The sequence below is a fragment of the Tardiphaga sp. 20_F10_N6_6 genome, assembly GCF_052076045.1.
GTDB classification, from domain to species: domain Bacteria; phylum Pseudomonadota; class Alphaproteobacteria; order Rhizobiales; family Xanthobacteraceae; genus Tardiphaga; species Tardiphaga robiniae.
In genome coordinates, this window is the sequence record NZ_CP197239.1 from 3,135,888 (window position 1) to 3,152,053 (window position 16,166).

10 protein-coding genes are annotated in these 16,166 nt (G+C 62.3%); 8 read left to right on the forward strand and 2 right to left on the reverse strand.

Going from position 1 to position 16,166, the window contains the following annotated elements; all coding sequences use genetic code 11:
• Positions 1–69: 69 nt before the first annotated feature.
• On the forward strand, positions 70–2,487 hold the full coding sequence (locus AB7813_RS15190) for a TonB-dependent receptor (RefSeq protein ID WP_439064952.1): 2,418 nt from the start codon (positions 70–72) through the stop codon (positions 2,485–2,487).
• Between the two features lie 13 nt (positions 2,488–2,500).
• Here AB7813_RS15190 and AB7813_RS15195 read toward each other — a convergent pair whose 3' ends face one another.
• Complete coding sequence (locus AB7813_RS15195; protein WP_439064953.1) at positions 2,501–2,884, reverse strand: YkvA family protein; 384 nt, start codon at positions 2,882–2,884, stop codon at positions 2,501–2,503.
• Positions 2,885–3,102: 218 nt separating this feature from the next.
• Here AB7813_RS15195 and AB7813_RS15200 point away from each other — a divergent pair, with 218 nt between their 5' ends.
• The 3 genes from AB7813_RS15200 to AB7813_RS15210 all read left to right on the forward strand — a co-directional run bounded on the left by AB7813_RS15200 (position 3,103) and on the right by AB7813_RS15210 (position 7,723).
• A complete protein-coding gene (locus AB7813_RS15200) occupies positions 3,103–4,878 on the forward strand; it encodes an acyl-CoA dehydrogenase (RefSeq protein WP_439064954.1) in 1,776 nt (591 codons plus the stop codon).
• A 107-nt stretch (positions 4,879–4,985) separates the two neighbouring features.
• Positions 4,986–5,747, forward strand: a complete 762-nt coding sequence (locus tag AB7813_RS15205) for a crotonase/enoyl-CoA hydratase family protein (RefSeq protein WP_089265991.1) — start codon at positions 4,986–4,988, stop codon at positions 5,745–5,747.
• Positions 5,748–6,082: 335 nt separating this feature from the next.
• Complete coding sequence (locus tag AB7813_RS15210; RefSeq protein ID WP_439089163.1) at positions 6,083–7,723, forward strand: bifunctional metallophosphatase/5'-nucleotidase; 1,641 nt, start codon at positions 6,083–6,085, stop codon at positions 7,721–7,723.
• Between the two features lie 1,036 nt (positions 7,724–8,759).
• Here AB7813_RS15210 and AB7813_RS15215 read toward each other — a convergent pair.
• Positions 8,760–10,835 carry a putative bifunctional diguanylate cyclase/phosphodiesterase gene (locus AB7813_RS15215; RefSeq protein WP_439064955.1) on the reverse strand — a complete coding sequence of 692 codons (2,076 nt, stop codon included), beginning with the start codon at positions 10,833–10,835 and terminating at the stop codon, positions 8,760–8,762.
• 309 nt (positions 10,836–11,144) lie between these two features.
• Between AB7813_RS15215 and AB7813_RS15220 the strand changes: the two genes are divergently transcribed.
• The 4 genes from AB7813_RS15220 to dxs all read left to right on the forward strand — a co-directional run bounded on the left by AB7813_RS15220 (position 11,145) and on the right by dxs (position 16,101).
• Positions 11,145–12,080 carry a histone deacetylase family protein gene (locus AB7813_RS15220; RefSeq protein ID WP_093757041.1) on the forward strand — a complete coding sequence of 312 codons (936 nt, stop codon included), beginning with the start codon at positions 11,145–11,147 and terminating at the stop codon, positions 12,078–12,080.
• A gap of 92 nt (positions 12,081–12,172) precedes the next feature.
• On the forward strand, positions 12,173–12,424 hold the full coding sequence (locus AB7813_RS15225; protein WP_089265989.1) for an exodeoxyribonuclease VII small subunit: 252 nt from the start codon (positions 12,173–12,175) through the stop codon (positions 12,422–12,424).
• 100 nt (positions 12,425–12,524) lie between these two features.
• Positions 12,525–13,832 carry a hypothetical protein gene (locus AB7813_RS15230; RefSeq protein WP_439084113.1) on the forward strand — a complete coding sequence of 436 codons (1,308 nt, stop codon included), beginning with the start codon at positions 12,525–12,527 and terminating at the stop codon, positions 13,830–13,832.
• A 343-nt stretch (positions 13,833–14,175) separates the two neighbouring features.
• Complete coding sequence (dxs, locus tag AB7813_RS15235; protein ID WP_089265987.1) at positions 14,176–16,101, forward strand: 1-deoxy-D-xylulose-5-phosphate synthase; 1,926 nt, start codon at positions 14,176–14,178, stop codon at positions 16,099–16,101.
• Positions 16,102–16,166 lie beyond the last annotated feature (65 nt).

Consider the following 16,166-nt stretch of genomic DNA (forward strand, 5'->3'; position numbering starts at 1 on the left):
CTCACACTCGCTAGTATCACGCTACCGAACGGTGCCATCAGAGCGCCGACGCGGAATGGGGTGAAACAGATGCGCGTAAGAGTGCTGGTCGTGGCTTCGCTGTCGACGGGTTTTCTACCGGTTTCCGAAACGGCTTTTGCGCAAAGTCCACCTGGAGAACCGCAGGTGCTGCCTCCGGTCGTGGTGTCCGCCCCCGCCACCGCCAGTAGACGCGCCCCCCGGCGTCAGACCACCCAGCGGGTCGCCGAGCGGCCGCGTACGGTCTACGTCTATCCGACCACGCCGACGTCGCGTTCCGGCATCGACGTCGACAAGGTCACGGCGAGTATCAATTATGTCGATGCCCGTGCGATCGAACGTGCCAATTCCCTGAACGTTACTGATGCCCTGCAGCAGCAAGTGCCCGGCATTCTGATCAACGAAGTCGCGGGCAATCCTTTCCAGCCTGACCTGCAATTTCGCGGTTTCGTGGCGTCGCCGGTGGCCGGTACGCCGCAGGGGCTCGCGGTCTATCAGAATGGCGTGCGTATCAACGAAGCCTTCGGCGACACCGTCAATTGGGACCTGATCCCGACCGCGGCGATCCGCTCGGTCAGCGTGGTCACCAATAATCCCGCGTTCGGCCTCAACGCGCTGGGCGGCGCAGTCAACATCCAGATGAAGGACGGCTTCAACTATCAGGGAGCCGAGCTCAGCACGATGGGCGGCTCGTTCGGCCGCATCCAGGGCTCGGCGCAATGGGGCAAGCAGGTCGAGGGATTCGCCGTCTATGGCGCGCTCGAAGGGCTGCATGACAAGGGCTTCCGCAACTTCGCGACATCGGACGTCCGACGCTTTTATGGCGATGTGGGCTATCGCAGCGACAGCAGCGAGCTTCACCTGAATATGGGCGTCGCCAACAACAAGTTTGGCGCCTCGGCGACCGTTCCGGTCGAACTGCTGCAGCAGAATTATGGCGCCACCTATACGACGCCGCAGACCTCGAATAACCGCGTCGGCTATCTCAATTTCACGGGCAAGGTCGAGGCGACGCCGACCTGGACGGTGGAGGCGGCGGCGCATCTGAGATTCTTCCGGAACAAGACCCAGGATGGCAATCCGACCGGCACCCAGCCCTGCGAAGATCCGACCCTCTTGTGCTTCGGCGATGACGACACGCCGGCCAACGGCCTGAACGGCGCGCAAATTGCCAATCCTTTCGCGCCCGGCGCGGTTCTTGGCGAGAATGATCGTACCTCGACGCGCTCGACCACGGTGGGCGGCTCCCTGCAGGCGACCAATACCGATCAGCTGTTCGGCCATAACAACCGCTTTGTCGTCGGCGCCAGCTATTCGTCCAGCGCCAGTCACTTCACGGCCAGCGCCGAACTCGGCACCATCGGCCCGGATTACGTCGTCACCGGCAGCGGGATTTCCCTCGGCCAGTCCGGCGATCCGATCGCGATCGGCCCGGTGTCGTTGCGGACCACCAATCGCTATGGCGGCATTTACGCGCTCGACACGTTCGACGTGACCAATGCCTTTTCGATCACCGGCGGCGGCCGCTTCAACACGGCGCAGATCGTGCTTGAGGATCAGATCGGCACCGCGCTCAACGGTGACCACACTTTCAACCGTTTCAATCCGATCATCGGCGGTACCTACAAGATCACGCCTGAGCTGACCGCCTATGCCGGCTATTCGGAAGCCAACCGCGCGCCGACCCCGCTGGAACTCGGCTGCGCCGACCCTGCCAATCCCTGCATCGTCGGTGCCTTCCTGATCTCTGATCCGCCGCTCAAGCAGGTGGTTTCGCATACGATAGAAGCTGGCCTGCGTGGCACGAAGGAGCTGAATGCGGGCACGCTGGGCTGGAAACTCGGCGCCTTCCGCGCCACCAACACCGATGACATTCTCGCAATCCCGAGCCCGGTGCTGCAAGGCTATGGCTATTTCCAGAATGTCGGCTCGACGCGCCGGCAGGGTATCGAGGCGGAGGTCACGCTGCGTGCACCGACCCTGCAGCTCTATGCGAGCTACGCCTTCGTCGATGCGCGCTTCCTTGATCCGCTCGCGATCGGATCGAACAGCCCGTTCAAGGATGACGACGGCAACGTCCAGATCCTGCCCGGCAACCAGATCCCGGCGATCCCGCGTCACCGCGTCAAGGCCGGGTTCGACTATGCGCTGACTGACGCTTTCAAGGTCGGGGCTGATGCGCTGTTCGTCAGCAGCCAGTATTTCGTCGGCGACGATTCCAACCAGGCGCCGAAACTTGAAGCCTATACCGTGTTCAATGCCCACGCGTCGTACCAGATCGATAAATCCGTGCAGGTCTTCGCCCGCGTCGACAACCTCCTCGACCGACGTTATTCGACATACGGGACTTTCTTCGAGACCGACTCGGTGCCGAATTTTGCCAATGGCGGCGCCCAGTTCACGGACGCACGTTCGGTCAGCCCGGCGCGGCCGCGTGCCTTCTATGCCGGTGTGAAAGTCAGGTTCTGACGAGCGTCGGCGATCAGGCCCGCGTCCAGTAGCGATAGCCGAGCCACCCGAGCAGGAGTGCGCTGGCGAGCCACAACACGAGGATGGCGATCATGCCCGATCTGCTGGTCGGGCGTTCCGCAGCCTCGCGCGCCTTGATCCGGTACTCGGCCATCACCTCGCCCGGGACCAGCGCCACCACGAGCCAGATACCCAGCGGCACGATGATCAGGTCGTCGAGATAGCCAAGGACCGGCACGAAATCCGGAATGAGATCGATCGGCGACAGCGCATAGGCGGCGACAGCGATCGCGAGAACTTTCGCAAACCATGGCACCCGCGGATCGCGCGCGGCGAGATAGACGGCATGCGTGTCCGTCTTGATGTTCCGGGCCCAGCTTTTGATCCGCATCAACATGGATGCGTCGTATCGCACAAGTCAGCTTCAAGATAGCCATTGATATTGCAGCAGAAGTTGGCGGATTTCGTTTCCCCATACAGAGACTCGGATCTTGCCGCCCCAGCCACAGAGGGCCCCGGATGCGCCCTTTGGCGTGTTGAGGAGCTGCCCGTTTCGTGGGAAGACGGCGGAAAGCTGAAAAAGTGTACCCAAAGAATTGCTGGGAGCGAGATGCCATGACCTACCGAGCACCGATCAACGACATGCTGCTGGCCCTGAATCATGGCGCCGGCCTGCAGGCGGCCCTGAAAGCCGGCCATTACGGCGACTTCGACGCCGATATGACCGCTGCCGTGCTTGAAGAGGCCGGCCGCTTTGCCAGTGACGTTCTGGCGCCGCTCAATACCGTGGGCGACAAGAACGGTATCAAGCTCTCGGATAATAAAGTCACCACCGCCCCCGGCTGGCCCGATGCCTATGCGCGCTGGACTGCCGCCGGCTGGAACGGCGTCTCCGGCCCCGAAGCCTTCGGCGGCCAGGGCCTGCCGCTGGCGATCAATGCCGCCTGCACCGAGATCTGGAGCGCGTCGAATATCGCTTTCGGCCTCTGCCCGCTGCTGACGCTCTCCGCCATCGAGGCGCTCGACGCCCATGGCAGCGATGAGCTCAAGAAGATCTATCTGGAAAAGCTGGTCACCGGCGAATGGACCGGCACCATGCAGCTCACCGAGCCGCAGGCCGGCTCCGATGTCGGCGCGCTGCGCTCGCGCGCCGAGCGTGCGCCGGACGGCAGCTATCGCATCTCCGGCACCAAGATCTTCATCACCTATGGCGATCACGACATGACCGATAACATCGTGCATTTCGTGCTTGCGCGATTGCCCGACGCCCCCGCCGGTACCAAGGGCATCTCGCTGTTCCTGATCCCGAAATTCCTGGTCAATGCCGACGGCTCGCTCGGTGAACGCAACGATATCCATGCGTCCGGCGTCGAACACAAGCTCGGCATGCACGCCTCCCCCACCTGCACCATGACCATGGGCGACAAGGGCGGCGCGGTCGGCTACCTCATCGGCGAGGAAAATCGCGGCATGCTCTGCATGTTCACGATGATGAACCAGGCCCGGCTCGGCGTCGGGCTTGAAGGCGTCGGCATTGCCGACCGCGCCTATCAGCAGGCACTGGCCTTCGCGCAGGAGCGTAAACAAGGCCGCGGTATCGGCAGCAAGACGGCCGGCATGGACCCGATCATCGTCCATCCCGACGTCAAGCGCATGCTGATGCAGATGCGTTCCCTCACCGCCGCCGCGCGGACCATCTGCTACGCCACCGCCGTGGCGCTCGACATCGCCGCACGTTCGCCCGACGCCAAGGTGCGCACCGAAGCGGCCGCGCGCGGCGCACTGCTGACGCCGATCGCCAAGGCCTTCTCCACCGATATTGGCAATGAAGTGACGTCACTGGGCGTGCAGATCCATGGCGGTATGGGCTTCATCGAGGAGACCGGCGCTGCGCAGCACTACCGCGATGCGCGCATCACCGCGATCTATGAAGGCACCAACGGTATCCAGTCGATCGATCTCGTCACGCGCAAACTCGCGGCATCGGGCGGCGAATCCGTATGGGCACTGCTGGACGAACTCGGAGGCATCGTGTCGCGCGTCGAGGCCTCCAACGATCCCGCCTTCGGCACCACCGGCGCAAAACTCCGCGACGCGCTCGGCTCGCTGGAGCGTTCGAGCAAGTGGCTGCTGGAGAAGCTGGCCTCGGCGCCGAACGACGCACTGTCCGGCGCCACGCCCTATCTGCGGCTGTTCGGCTCCGCGCTCGGCGGATGCATGCTGGCCAACGAAGCCCTTGCCGCACGCGATGGCGACGGCGACGCTGCACGCTATGTGACAGTTGCGCGGTTCTTCGCCGAGAATGTTGCGGTGCAGGCTGGTTCGCTTGAACGCACCGTGATGGACTCCAGTGAATCCGTGATGTCGGCCGATGCTGTTTTGCTGGCATAAACCATCGCCCACCATATCGGCCGCAGCGGATTGATGTAATATCCGGCAGAGGAAACGCGGCAGCCGCGCTTTTTGCGGGGCGCTATGGGCTATGCCAGGGAATTGACATGACCGAACATCTGATCGTGACCGACGACGAGGCCACGCGCGTGATCACGCTGCGCCGGCCGGAAAAGAAGAACGCGTTGACGCAGGACATGTATCACGCCATGTCGGACGCGATCGACACCGCGCAGAACAATCCCGATATCCGCTGCATGATCATCACCGGCGGCTCCGGCGCTTTCACCGCGGGCAACGACCTGCAGGATTTTCTGAAGGACAGCGCCGAAAAGGCCGAGTCCCCACGCGCGTCGAACGCCGTGAAGTTTCTGTATTCGCTGGCGCAGAACACCAAGCCGATCATCGCCGCGGTGGATGGCATTGCCATCGGCATCGGCACGACCATGCTGTTCCACTGCGACTATGTGCTGGCCTCGACCACCGCAACCTTCTCAACGCCGTTCATTCATCTCGGCCTGGTGCCGGAAGCCGCCTCCAGCCTGCTGTTCCCGCGCACCATGGGTCATCAGCGGGCCTTCGCCGCGCTGGTGATGGGCCGCACGATGACGGCGGAAGATGGCCAGGCCGCCGGTTTCATCAACGAAATCGTGCCGCCCGGTCACACCGAAGTCGAGGCGCGCAAGGTCGCACGCGAGATCTGCGCATTGCCGGTGGAAGCCGTGGCAATCTCGCGCCGGCTGCTGAAGCTCCCGCCCGAGGATCTCACGCGGCGGATCGATCAGGAGAGCCATCTGTTCGGCGAGCGCATGAAGTCGCAGGAAGCGAGCGCGGCGTTCAAGGCGTTCTTCGCGCGCAAGAAGGGGTGATGATTCTGCGCTTTCTTAACCTCTCCCCGTTCTTCACGGGGAGAGGTCGACGTTCAGGCGCGCAGCGCATGAACGTCGGGTGAGGGGCATGGCACTGTCGTCAACGCAATTGTGAGCTATCGTGTCGCTGTCATGTCAAACGATAGCGGCATGAATGACCACTCATCGCAACCAAAGCTGCGAATATCCGACCTGAGAGACCCTCCGCTTTGCTGACATCGTGCCCTGCCCCTCACCCGACCGGCTTCGCTGCGCTTCGCCGGTCGACCTCTCCCCGCCTAGCGAAGCTGCGCTTCGCATGGACACGGGGAGAGGTTAAGACCATCGTACTTGCGGTGCTCGCGGCATGGTCGCTGAGCTTTACGGGTGCTTACGCCCAGACCCCCACCCCCGTCGACGTCACCGTCCTTGCCATCAACGACTTCCACGGCAATCTGCGCCCTGCCCCCGGCGGTATCAGTATCGACGATCCCGCCGACAGGACGAAGAAGATCACCGTGCCCGCCGGCGGCGCCGAGCATATGGCGACGCTGGTCAAGCAGCTCCGCGCCGGCAAGGCGAACAGCGTATTCGTGGCCGCGGGCGACCTGATCGGCGCCAGCCCGTTTCTCTCCGCGCTGTTTCATGATGAACCGACCATCGAGGCACTATCGATGATGGGCCTTGAGATCGCCTCGGTCGGCAATCACGAATTCGACGAAGGCCGCGAGGAGCTGCTGCGCATGCAGAACGGTGGCTGCCATCCCGTCGATGGCTGCCAAGGCCCGCATCCGTTTGCCGGCGCGACGTTCAACTATCTCGCCGCCTCGACCATCGATACCAAGACCGGCCAGTCGCTGCTGCCGTCCTATCAGATCAAGACATTCGACGGCATTCCCGTCGCCTTCATCGGCCTGACGCTGAAAGGTACGCCCGGCCTCGTGGCGCCGCCCGGCATTGCCGGTCTCGAATTCAGGGACGAAGCCGAGACGGTCAATGCGCTGGTGCCCGAACTGAAGGCCAAAGGCGTCGAGGCCATCGTGGTGCTGATCCATGAGGGCGGCTTCCCCACCGGCGACTACAATGAATGCCCGGGCATCTCCGGACCAATCGTCGATATTGTGAAGAAGTTCGACAAGGCGGTCGATGTCGTGGTCAGTGGTCACACGCACCGCGCCTACACCTGCCAGATCGACGGACGCCTCGTCACGTCAGGCGACAAATACGGCACGCTGGTCACCACCATCGACCTCAAGCTCGACCGTACGACGCGCGATGTCATCAGCGCCAAGGCCGACAACGTCATCGTGCGCACGGCGACCTATCCCGCCGATCCCGCGCAGACCGCCTTGCTCGCCGCCTATGACAAGGTTGCCGCGCCGATCGCCCGCCGTCCTGCGGGATCGATCACCGCAACGCTGTCGCGCATGCCCGACATGACGACCGGCGAAAGCCCACTTGGCGATATCATCGCCGACGCACATCTCGCCGCGACATCGGCCGGCAATCTCGGCGCCGCCGTGATCGCCTTTACCAATCCCGGCGGCATCCGCGCCGACATCACCAGATCGGCCGACGGCAGCGTGACCTATGGCGACGTCTTCGCAGCGCAGCCGTTCCGCAACCAGCTGGTGACGCTGACGCTCACCGGCGCGCAAATCAAGGCGATGCTCGAGCAGCAATGGAACACGCCGAGCCGGCCGCGCATCCTGCAGGCCTCGAAAGGCTTCAGCTACGCGTGGGACAACACGGCGGCGGCGGGTCAGCGCGTCCCGCCCGGGCGCATGATGCTGGATGGCAAGGTGATCGATCCCACGGCCAACTATCGCGTCACCGTGAACGGCTTTCTGGCCGTCGGCGGCGATGGCTTCACGGTATTGAAAGAGGGCAAGGAGCCGCTGGTCGGCGTCTACGATGTCGATGCGCTGAACGCTTACATGAAGGCCAACAGCCCGGTGTCGCCGATGCCGCTGGGGCGGATTGCGCGGGTGGATTAGCGGAACGACTGTCTGCCCGAAGCTGTCATTCCGAGGCCCGGAATCTCGATCCACACTCGTCATTCCCCGGCAAACCAATTGGTTTGCCTGAGGGCGCACGAAAGCGGCGGAGCCGCTGTAGTGCGAACCCGGAATCTCGATGTGTTTGGCACGATCAGAGACTCCCATGCCGAGATTCCGGGTTCGCGATACGCCGCCTGCGGCGTCTCCTCGCGCCCCGGAATGACAGTTTGGGGCGCCCAAACATTTTTTCCTATCCCCCGTTGACAATATCCCTGCATTGATTATATTCCCCCTCGTCCTGCCCCACCGAGAGGGGCGATCGCGATCGTCACGTTCGCGGGGTGGGATGCGGTGGACGCCGGAGATGCGGCGTCACGCGGTTTGGGGGTGACGTCTGTCTTCGGGCAGGACGGATCTGCGCCAGCACTGCCACTGGCAAGGAGACGGCCGACCTTCGGATGGAAGCCCCCCTGGACAGTGTGACGGACGACCAAATCGAAACGCGTTCGGCCAAGTGCTTTGCGGCTACCCTGTCCCTCCGCCCTGGGACATTAATTTTGGTGATGGGACCGTTCGCCATGGCAGATGTGCAAGCAACCGAAAAAACACCGTAGGCGGAACGTCGGGCACTCGCTCGGCGCCTCCGAAAGTCCTGATGCACTCTCAATTGCGGAAGACCGCATTCGCATCAGGCCCAAGGGTGCAACGGGCACCCGGCGTTCCGCACGCCCTCTCACAAGGGGGTGGGAATGCAAAGGACGACGGCGCCCCGCGCCGCAAACAATGGGGGCGATGACGCATGTCTGAAGAGCAGTGGCTGTTTGAAATTTGAATCTGCGATGGAGGCGCCGCACCCACAGGTGTCATCCCCGGGCTTGACCCGGGGATCCAGCTTGGCCCGCACACCGTCGCACAAGAAAGATGGATGGCCGGGTCAAGCCCGGCCATGACGTGGGGAGAGGCCTGGGATTATTGCGAAGCTCGCTTCGCGCCATCTGGCCATGACGATCATGAAATTCAACCGCTCCACCTTCTACGCCACGTTTCTCCGATCGATCTCGCTATGGACATCGAACGGCTCCGGCCGGCCCACCGCATATCCCTGCGCAAAGTCCACGCCGATCTCGGTGAGCGTCGTGATGATCTCGTCGCTCTCGACAAATTCCGCCACCGTCCGCTTGCCCATGATCTTGCCGATATGGCTGATCATCTCGACCATGGCGCGGTCGATCGGATCGGTGAGCATGTCCTTGACGAAGGAGCCATCGATCTTGAGATAGTCCACAGGCAGGTGCTTGAGATAGGCGAAGGACGACATGCCGCTGCCAAAATCGTCCAGCGAGAAGCGGCAACCGATCTGCTGCAGCGCCTGGATGAATTTATTGGCATCGGCGAGATTGGCGATGGCGCTTGTCTCGGTGATCTCGAAGCAGATGATGGTCGGCGGTATCCGATAGATGCGGAACTGCTCGCGGACATAGTCCAGAAAGCTTTCATCCTTGAATGTCGCGCCGGACAGATTGATGGCGCAGGTCGAGACCGGCGTCGCACCTTCGACCAATCGCGCGGCGAGAATGATGAACGCATTCCTGACCACCCAGCGATCGATCAGCGTCATCAAACCATAACGTTCTGCCGCGGGAATGAAATGGCCGGGCGCAACCAGTTGCCCCGCCTCGTCGCGCAGCCGCAACAACAGTTCGACATGCAGAGTGCCATCCTCGCGCTCGCTGAGCGGAATGATCTTCTGGGCATAGAGACAGAAGCGATCCTGTTCCAGCGCATCGTGAATGCGCTGGACCCAGTTCATTTCGCCGAACCGCTGCAGCAATTCGGAATCGCTGGGCTGATGCAGTGTAACGCGATTGCGGCCTTTCTCCTTGGCCATGTAACAAGCTGCATCGGCCGCGCGCAGCGCTTCTTCCAGTGTCACCTCGGGCTGCGCGATACAGACGAGGCCGATACTGACGGTGACGTTGAACGAACGTCCGTTCCAGACGAAGTTCAGCTCTTCGACCGTCCGCCGCAATCGCTCGGCGGTCGCCGCCGCACGATCCGGCTCGCAGCGTTCCAGCAGCACAGCGAATTCATCGCCGCCGAGGCGGGCCAACAGATTGTCCGGGCGCAGATGTTTTTTCAGTATGCCCGAGACCTGCCGCAGCAGATGATCGCCGGCAGCATGGCCACAGGTGTCGTTGACGATCTTGAATTGATCGAGATCGAGGAACATCAGTGCATGCGGCCGCGCATCGGCGTCGATCCGCGGCAATGCGTATTGGACCCGACGCTCGAATTCGCGGCGGTTCGCCAGCCCCGTCAGTGCATCATGCGAGGCCTGGAACGCGAGACGTGAGATGTATTTCTGCTCACGCTCCTTCTCGATCTTCAGCGCCGTCTCGAAGCGCTGACGCTGGATCAGCAGATTACGTGTCCGCCAGATGCCGAGCAGGATCAACAGCGCCGCGGTGAACACATTGGCGACCAGCAGAATGCCTTGAATGGCGCGGGAGCCGATGCCGAGGCGTCGGGAGAACTCCACTGCCAGCGGCGAGGTCTGTTCATTGATCTGGTCGATTTGCGCCTTCAGGGCTGCAAGGCGCATCGATCCCACCTTGCCATCGGTGACGCTGGCGTGAATGGCGTCGGCCGTATCCACCAAATTCTGGATCACGGGATCGGTGGCGTGCCAGGTCTCGATGGCTCGGGCGAGATAGACGACCTTGCTGAAATTGCGAAACAGCGAGATCATGCCGGGGATGTCTGCGGCATCGTTGCCGCCTTGCAGGAATCCGTCATAGGCAGCCCGCAGATCCGGCACCGCCTGTTCGAGCGCGCGGCGCGCGATGAGATCCCCGAGCGGCACGGCGATGCTCGCCTGATAGAGACGATAATATTTGTCGTCGCCGGTCTCGGCATAGAGGCTGAGCGAATGCACCGCCTCCATCTGCCCCTTCGACCATCGGCTTTCGCCGGTGACATAGGCGCGGACCGACGACAGGATGTGGATGCTGGTGCCGGCGAGAAATGCCTGCAGCAAGACGATGGCAACGAACGGCCACACCGAACGCAAGAGATGGGGTACGCGCCTTGGATATTTCGATTCACTCATCGCGTACGAACCCACCCCAGACGCGAGCGCAACTGCGGAGTCCGACGATGGAATATGCGCACCTTCTCCGCAGAATGCCGCGGCCTCCACCGATAGCAGCCGCGACTTAACGCGCATTTCAATTCCGCGGCGTCAGGCGGTGTCGATGAAACGACATGAATCGAATGTGAAGAAAGCGATCCATAATTCTGATCGGTAGCTTTGTTAGGGGACGACCGCACCAGCGATGCCCCCCTATCGGAACCTGACCTGACCGGCTAGGTTATCGTCTCATCATACCAGCGCACCCTGCGCTTGCGGACCATTTGCATGACGACACTTCTTCTGAGCCATCCGGCCTCGCTCGATCACCTCACCCCGCCCGGTCATCCCGAACGCCCCGACCGTATGCGCGCGGTGGCGCAGGCACTCAGCGAAGACCGCTTCAACGCGCTGGTGCGGGGCGAAGCGCCGGAGGGCAATCTCGACGTCGTCAGCCTCTGTCATGACAATCATTACATCGATGAGCTGCGCCATGTCGCGCCGAGCAGCGGCCTCGTCTATCTCGACGGCGACACGTCGATGTCCCCCGGCACCTGGGAAGCGGTGATGCGCGGCGTCGGCGGCGCAATCGCGGCGACCGACGCGGTGATGAAAGGCGAGCACACCAATGCCTTCGTCGCGACGCGCCCGCCCGGCCATCATGCCGAGCACAACAAGCCGATGGGCTTCTGCTTCTTCGATCAGGCGGCGATTGCAGCGCGGTATGCGCAGCGCACCTACGGCATTACCCGCGCGGCCGTCGTGGATTTCGACGTCCACCATGGCAATGGCACGCAGGACATTTTCTGGGCCGACCCCACCGTGATGTATTGCTCGACACATCAAATGCCGCTGTTTCCCGGTACCGGTGCATCCCAGGAGCGCGGCGAGCACGACACAGTCGTCAATGCCCCGCTGCATGACGGCGACGGCAGTGCAAAATTTCGCTCTGCCTTCGACAATCTCATCCTGCCGCAACTCCAGAAATTCGCACCGGAACTGCTGATCATCTCTGCCGGCTTCGATGCGCATCGTCGCGATCCGCTCGCGTCGCTTAATCTGGACGCCGAGGATTTCGGCTGGGTGACGCGCAAGCTGATGGATCTCGCCGACAGCACCGCCGGTGGCCGCATTGTCTCGGTACTCGAGGGTGGTTATGATCTGCAGGGCTTGAAAGAATCGGCCGCGGCCCATGTCTCTGCGCTGATGGGGGCATCGCGCTGAAAGGGGCGCAGGTCGCAAAACGTACCCGCCACAATACGCCCTCAAACATATCTTTGACTCCGTCCTTCCAAAATGCGCACACGGGAAACCGAATGGCCGAGAACACCCATGCTGACGTCAAGAAGCTGACGTTTGAGACCGCGATCGAAGAACTGGAATCGATCGTGAAGCGCCTCGAAGACGGCAAGGTGCCGCTGGAAGAGTCGGTCGCCATCTATGAGCGCGGCGAGGCGCTGAAGCGGCGTTGCGACGAATTGCTGCGTCAGGCCGAAGCCCGCGTGGACAAGATCACCACGGATTCGAACGGCAAAGCGGTCGGCACCGAACCGCTGGACGTCCAGTAGGAAATCGCGCGGCTGAGACCTCGCACCACCCCGCGGCCGAATTAGCGCTTGGCGCATGGCGCGGCCTGTTTATAGTCCGCCGTCAGTCCGGGGAACCAGCGTGCGCGTCCAGCACCGTCATGTCATCTATGTGCAGGGATACGATCCGCGGGGACTCTCGCAGTATTACCGCATGTTTCGGACCGAACTGCGCAAGTTCGGCCGCCTTTATGGCCTGACCACCTCGGTCAGCCGACCGAAAGGTCATACGGACGGCGAATTCGCGCATGAATCCGCCTCCTGGCGCATCGAAACCTCCGGCGACGGCTGGCAGACCACGACCGATTACGATTTCCTGCGCTGGGAAGACATGATCCAGCGCGATCTGGCCGTGCCGATCTGGCGCACGCTGATCCACGCCATCGCCATCTATTGGGGCCTTGTCTTCTCCGGCACGATGGGCCGGTTCTGGAAGGCGCATTGGCGCTTCGCCACCTTCATCAGCTGGCCCCACGTCCTGCTGCTCAACGGAGCGATCTGGTCGGCGGGCATCGCCTGGCTGTTCGCGTTGGGGCTGCAGGCGCTTGGAATACACGGATTTCTGGTGGGCTGCGGCGCTGCGGCGGTGTTCGTGGCCGTGCTCGGCTCGCTGCTGAAATACACCGAAAAGCACACCTATCTGCTCTATCTGATGGCCGATACAATCTTCACCTGGCAGTTTTCCCACGGCAACCGGCCGGACTGGGACGCCCGGATCGACCGCTTCGCGCAGCATCTGGTCCAGGTCGCCAAGTCTACCAAAGCGCAGGAAATCGTGCTGGTCGGTCACAGCTCCGGCTCGTTCCTTGGCTCCGAAATCCTCGCCCGCGCGCTGAAACTCGATCCGGAACTCGGCAGCCACGGCCCTCGCGTCGTGCTGCTGACGCTCGGCGGCAATATGCCCATCGTCGGCTTCCATAGAGTCGCGCAAGGCTTTCGCGACAATTTGCGGCTGCTGGCCGTGGAGCCTTCCGTCGATTGGATTGACTGCCAATCCCGCAAGGACGTGATGAACTTCTTCCCGTTCGATCCCATCGCCGGTCACGGGATCGACGCTGGCCCGGCCCGGCGGAATCCAACCATCGTCCCCGTCCGGTTCCGCGAAATCATCCGCCCGGAACATTACAACCGGTTCCGCTGGAAGTTCTTCCGGGTGCACTTCCAGTTCGTCATGGCCAATGAGCGGCCGCATGCCTACGATTTCTTTATGATCGTTTGCGGGCCTGTGCCTCTCAGGGGGCGTGTCAGTCAGCCGGCCACAACTTTGGCGTTGGTGGACGGCACCCCTACTACCCGCGAAAACGCATGGAAAAAGCTCGATTTGGGTGCGAAGAGCCCTACTCACACGGGTTCCCATGAGACGGAACCGGTCGCCCGGCGCATCGGCTAGGCACACCGCGCGAATGTCCATAGCGCCTTTGTGCTGCCACCCCCGCAGGCACGGCGGTTGGCTTTGGCCATCGCTTTGGTGTAAAGGGACTAGGACTATGCGCTGACGAGCAGGCTGAAACGCCGGCCGTTAACGTAGATAAGCGCTTCATTCATCTGGCAAAAATGATCAGATGAAGTCGCCGCCAAGCATGTTAGATATCACACTGAAAAATCGAAGCCCATTATAAGGCCTCGAAACAGGCTTCCCGGTTCTGGAGGCTGCGGTTGTCCGGTGGGCGCGCGGAAACGCGACGGCCCCGAAGCCAGACGCAGTCCCGGACATGTAAAATTGGAATAGTGCCGTGACCGATTTTAGTAAGACACCGTTGCTCGATACCATCAAGACTCCGGAAGATCTCCGGAAGCTGAAGATCGAGCGGGTTCGTCAGGTTGCCGACGAGCTTCGTCAGGAAACCATCGATGCGGTGTCCGTCACCGGCGGCCACTTCGGCGCCGGTCTTGGCGTTGTCGAACTGACCACCGCCCTCCACTACGTCTTCGATACGCCGCGCGACCGCATCATCTGGGACGTCGGCCATCAGGCCTATCCGCACAAGATCCTCACCGGCCGCCGCGACCGTATCCGTACGCTCCGCACCGCCGGTGGTCTGTCCGGCTTTACCAAGCGCAGCGAGAGCGAATACGATCCGTTCGGCGCCGCGCATTCCTCGACCTCGATCTCCGCCGGCCTCGGCATGGCGGTCGCCCGCGACCTCTCCGGCGGCAAGAACAACGTTATCGCCGTGATCGGTGACGGTTCGATGTCGGCCGGCATGGCTTATGAAGCCATGAACAACGCAGGCGCGATGAATTCCCGCCTGATCGTCATCCTCAACGACAACGACATGTCGATCGCGCCGCCGGTCGGCGCCATGTCGGCCTATCTGTCGCGCATGTATTCGGGCAAGACCTATCGCTCGCTGCGCGATGCCGCCAAGCAGCTCGGCAAACATCTGCCGAAACTGATCGCCGATCGTGCCGAGCGCGTCGAAGAATATTCGCGCGGCTTCATGGTCAATGGCGGCACGCTGTTTGAAGAGCTCGGCTTTTATTATGTCGGCCCGATCGACGGCCACAACCTCGATCACCTGCTGCCCGTGCTGCAGAACGTCCGCGACATGGAGACCGGCCCGATCCTGCTTCACGTCGTGACGCAGAAGGGCAAGGGCTACGGTCCGGCCGAAGCCGCCGCCGACAAATATCATGCGGTCGTCAAATTCGACGTCGCCACCGGCACCCAATCGAAGTCCAAGCCCAACGCCCCGGCCTATCAGAACGTGTTCGGCCAGAGCCTCGTCAAGGAAGCCGAGAAGGACGACAAGATCGTCGCCATCACCGCGGCCATGCCGTCGGGTACAGGCGTCGACATCTTCAACAAGGCGTTCCCGAACCGCACCTTCGACGTCGGCATCGCCGAGCAGCATGCGGTGACCTTTGCGGCTGGCCTCGCCACCGAAGGCTACAAGCCGTTCTGCGCCATCTACTCGACCTTCCTGCAGCGCGGCTACGACCAGATCGTCCACGACGTGGCGATCCAGAACCTGCCCGTGCGCTTCGCCATCGATCGCGCCGGACTGGTCGGTGCGGATGGTGCGACCCATGCGGGCTCATTCGACAATGCCTATCTCGGCTGTCTGCCGAACATGGTCATCATGGCCGCCTCCGACGAGGCCGAACTGGTCCACATGGTCGCGACCCAGGTCGCCATCAACGATTCACCGAGCGCCCTGCGTTATCCGCGCGGCGAAGGCCGCGGCGTCGAAATGCCGGAAGTCGGCATTCCCCTGGAAATCGGCAAGGGCCGCATCGTCCGCGAAGGGAGCAAGGTTGCGCTTCTGTCGTTCGGCACGCGCCTCGCCGAATGTGAGAAGGCTGCCGACGAACTCGCCGCCCACGGCCTGTCGACCACCATTGCCGACGCGCGCTTCATGAAGCCGCTCGACACTGACATGATCCTCAAGCTCGCCCGCGATCACGAGATCCTTCTGACCGTCGAAGAAGGTTCGATTGGTGGATTCGGCTCGCATGTGATGCAGCTGCTCGCCGACAACGGCATGCTCGACGGCGGTCTGCGCATGCGTTCGCTGGTGCTGCCCGACATGTTCCAGGATCACGACACGCCGGCAGCGATGTATGCCCAGGCGGGTCTCGACTCCAAGGGGATCGTCAAGAAGGTGTTCGAGACCCTCGGCAAGGATTTCAAGGCCGAGACCGTCAAGCTCGCTTGATCTGTCGTTGAACGCGACATCGCGTTTGCAATTGCGAAGAGAATACGACGAGGCAATTCGGCAGG

Bases quoted from the DNA above. Each gene is read 5' to 3' on its own strand.
- AB7813_RS15225 (WP_089265989.1), top strand. From the start codon at position 12,173: ATGGCCGAGAACACCCATGCTGACGTCAAGAAGCTGACGTTTGAGACC.
- AB7813_RS15200 (WP_439064954.1), top strand. From the start codon at position 3,103: ATGACCTACCGAGCACCGATCAACGACATGCTGCTGGCCCTGAATCAT.
- AB7813_RS15215 (WP_439064955.1), bottom strand. From the start codon at position 10,835: ATGAGTGAATCGAAATATCCAAGGCGCGTACCCCATCTCTTGCGTTCG.
- AB7813_RS15195 (WP_439064953.1), bottom strand. From the start codon at position 2,884: ATGTTGATGCGGATCAAAAGCTGGGCCCGGAACATCAAGACGGACACG.
- AB7813_RS15190 (WP_439064952.1), top strand. From the start codon at position 70: ATGCGCGTAAGAGTGCTGGTCGTGGCTTCGCTGTCGACGGGTTTTCTA.
- AB7813_RS15220 (WP_093757041.1), top strand. From the start codon at position 11,145: ATGACGACACTTCTTCTGAGCCATCCGGCCTCGCTCGATCACCTCACC.
- AB7813_RS15205 (WP_089265991.1), top strand. From the start codon at position 4,986: ATGACCGAACATCTGATCGTGACCGACGACGAGGCCACGCGCGTGATC.